Origin of the sequence: Nocardiopsis codii (genome assembly GCF_036327455.1) — a bacterium.
GTDB lineage: Bacteria > Actinomycetota > Actinomycetes > Streptosporangiales > Streptosporangiaceae > Nocardiopsis > Nocardiopsis codii.
In genome coordinates this window covers 1-530 of sequence record NZ_JAUZMY010000094.1, presented here as the reverse complement: position 1 = coordinate 530, position 530 = coordinate 1, and the positions used below count along the sequence as shown (strand labels likewise).

The following is a 530-nucleotide window of genomic DNA, read 5'->3' as shown; positions in this document are numbered from 1 at the left end:
GAGGCTTCCGTGAGCATCCGTGGATAATTCGTCGGCGTCGAGAACTTGGAACACCCGTTCCGCGGAAGCCACCCCGGACTGCAGCAGATTTGCCATGGAGGCAATCTGGGTTATCGGCTGGGTGAACATTCGGGAGTATTGGATGAAGGCCTGCACGTTGCCTAGCGGCATCTGGCCCTTCGCCACCCGCAGGCATCCGATGAGGACGATGATGGCGTAGTTTGCGTTACCGAGCAGGAACATCACCGGTTGGATGAGGCCGGAGACAAATTGGGCCTTGGCGGTCGCCTGACGCAGTTCCTCGTTTCGTTCGTGGAATTCCTGGGCGACAGCCCGGCTGCGCCCGAAGGTTTTGACGAGGGCATGGCCGGAGTACGCCTCCTCCACCCGCGAGTTGAGCTCGCCGGTGGCTTTCCACATCTGGGCGAACTGTCCCTGGGCCCTCTTGCCGATGAGGCCTGCGATGACCCCGGCGATCGGGATGACGACTAGGGAAATGACGGCCAACAGCGGTGAGATCCAAAACATCA

Annotated in this window: 1 protein-coding gene; it reads right to left on the bottom strand. The window is 60.8% G+C overall.

Going from position 1 to position 530, the window contains the following annotated elements; translation table 11 throughout:
• Positions 1-528 (bottom strand): ABC transporter permease (locus Q8791_RS31780; RefSeq protein ID WP_330095557.1); only part of this gene is annotated, 528 nt, incomplete at its 3' end.
• Between the last annotated feature and the right edge of the window lie 2 nt (positions 529-530).